Source organism: Phenylobacterium sp. (assembly GCF_035276905.1).
In the GTDB taxonomy this organism is placed as follows: domain Bacteria; phylum Pseudomonadota; class Alphaproteobacteria; order Caulobacterales; family Caulobacteraceae; genus Phenylobacterium.
Window position 1 is genome coordinate 1 of the sequence record NZ_DATELG010000026.1, and the last position, 2,305, is coordinate 2,305.

At 64.6% G+C, this 2,305-nt stretch carries 3 protein-coding genes; 1 reads left to right on the forward strand and 2 read right to left on the reverse strand.

All coding sequences use genetic code 11. The features are described from left to right. Positions 1 to 441 (forward strand): hypothetical protein (locus tag VJS38_RS00980; RefSeq protein ID WP_324086289.1); only part of this gene is annotated, 441 nt, incomplete at its 5' end. Between the two features lie 43 nt (positions 442 to 484). Here the strand turns inward: VJS38_RS00980 and VJS38_RS00985 are convergent. After that, positions 485 to 1,405, reverse strand: coding sequence for a LysR substrate-binding domain-containing protein (locus VJS38_RS00985; RefSeq protein ID WP_324086290.1), 921 nt, complete (start codon positions 1,403 to 1,405; stop codon positions 485 to 487). Positions 1,406 to 1,451: 46 nt separating this feature from the next. Next, positions 1,452 to 2,305: LLM class flavin-dependent oxidoreductase (locus VJS38_RS00990; RefSeq protein ID WP_324086291.1), on the reverse strand; the 854-nt coding region annotated here is incomplete at its 5' end.

A 2,305-nucleotide genomic window follows, 5' to 3' on the forward strand; every position in this document is an offset into this window, starting at 1 on the left:
TCGGCTGGCCTTGCCGGATCTTCGGCGAGGGCGGCTATGACGGCCAATACGAAAATCGGCGGCGGCGATATCATCTGGGTCTTAGCGCTGCGCGGCTCGCTGTGGCTGAAGTCGCAGGATCTTGGGCAAGGAGCCAGGGCCTTGGCGAAATATCTCATTCTCGCGATGAACGGCCCCATTGCGGGCGAGGATCAGGAAGACCTGTATAACGCCTGGTATGACGAGGTTCACGTACCGGACCTTCTGGCGGCGCCAGGCGTGGTCGCGGCGCGGCGGTTCAAGGTGCTGCATTCGAACACCAAATGGCCCTATGTGGCGACCTACGAGATCGAGACGGACGATCTCGACCAGACATTGAAAGCCATGGCGCAGGCGCGGCCTTTCGATCCTTCATTCGACCGTGAAAACTCCGGAAATATCATCGCGATCGAGCTGGAATGATGGCTTATGAGCATTCGACGGTTCATTCGAACCGCCGAATGCTTTAGCCCCGCAGAAGCCTTTCGTCGCCCGCGATATCGAGCAGCGCAGGGTGCTCCTCCACGAAGCTCTTCGCCGTCTCCACGAACTGAGCCGTGGACGGGGTCAGGCCCTGCGAAGACCAGATCATCATCAGCTCCCAGGGGCGATGGGGCGGCGCATCGACGATCGGCAGGAATTTCACCTTCGTGGCCATGACGTGGACCATGTTGGAACTCAAGATGCTGCAGCCGAGGCCGGCTCCGATCAGGCTCAATGTCGTTGCGGACTGCGTCGTCTCCTGGATCTGGCGTGGAGCGATCCCGATGCTCTTCAGCATCTCCAAAGGCTCGGAGAAGTCCGAGGCGTACTGTTTCGGCGGCTGGATGAAGGGGTGGTCGACAAGATCGGTCAGGCGCACCGAGTCCTGCTGGGCCAGATCCCAACTTCGCGGGACGGCCGCAATATAGGCGCCTCGTTCGACGACCAGCGTCGCCAGGCCGCTCATATGTTCGGTAATTCCTGTGGCGAAGCCGACGTCCAGCTCTCCGGCGAGCACATCCTTGATCTGCTCGGACGAGAAGCGCTCGAAAAGATGGACGTGAACGTCCGGATGAGCTTCCCGATGCTTCAGCAGGAGGGCCGGTATCACGCGATAGAGCGCCGCGCCGATGAAGCTGACCCGCACATCCAGGGTCCCGGCGGCCGCGCGCTGCGTCAGCTTCCGAGCGAGGTCCGCCTGCATCAGCGTTCGGCGCGCCTCGGCCAGGAAGACCCGGCCGGCGTCCGTCAGTTCGACCGCCCGCTTGGAGCGATCGAACAGATCAAGCCCCAGCTCCAGCTCGAGCCGCCGGATGGCCTGGCTCAGCGGGGGCTGCGCCATGTTGAGGCGTCGCGCCGCCCGCCCGAAGTGAAGCTCTTCGGCGACAGCCACGAACTGGCGCATATGTCTGAGATCCATGCGCTTTTGATATCGAAACTGCGCCAAATCATCAATTGAGAGTGAGGTCCTTGGTATCGGAGGCCTTGGGCCCTGCAGCCGGCGTCACCTTCTCGGCCACGGTCTGCAGATAGCGCCAGGCGATCGCCGGCGGCAGGCCCCCGATCAGCGGGTGCAGCCGCAGCGCCTCGCCTGCACGGATCCGCTCGACGGCCTCGTCAACGGTGATGATGCGATGGCTGCGGTTCTCCGCCCGGAGCTCGTCGGCGGTCCTGGCGAAGGAGATGCTGTTGGTGTCCGTGCTGTCGCCCTCGTACCAGCGGGCGTAACCCAGAACGTCGTTCATCAAATAGGGCCCGAGCTCGGCCCAGGCCGCGTCGATGTCCTCGGCGACGAACATCACGGCCGTCTCGTCGTGGCGCGACATGCTGAAATTCCCCGGCAGGCGGCCATGCTCGCGGCAGGCCTCCTCGTAGGCCGCTTGCAGGGCCGGATCGCTGCGCTGGCCGAGAAAGTCGAGGCCATACTTTCCGGCGCGTCGGGCCGCCGCGACGCTGCCGCCGCCCCAGCCGATGCGCGGGCCCCCGGGCGTGAACGGCGGCGGCGTCACCTGGATCCGCCGGCCCTCGTGCTCGAACGCCTCGCCGCTCACCGCCTTGAGGAGAAGCGGCAGGTTCTGCTCAGCGATCGCGCCGCGGCGGCGAAAGTCGACGCCATGCATCGCATATTCGTAGGGGACGTACCCCACGGCCCCGACGTAGCCCACGCGCCCCTTTGAGATGATGTCGAGGACGCACATTTCCTCGGCCAAGCGGATCGGGTTGTAGAGCGGCAGATGAAAGACCGCGATCTGGATCCGCAGCCGCGTCGTGCGCGCCGCGATCGCAGAGGCCAGGAGCAAGGGCG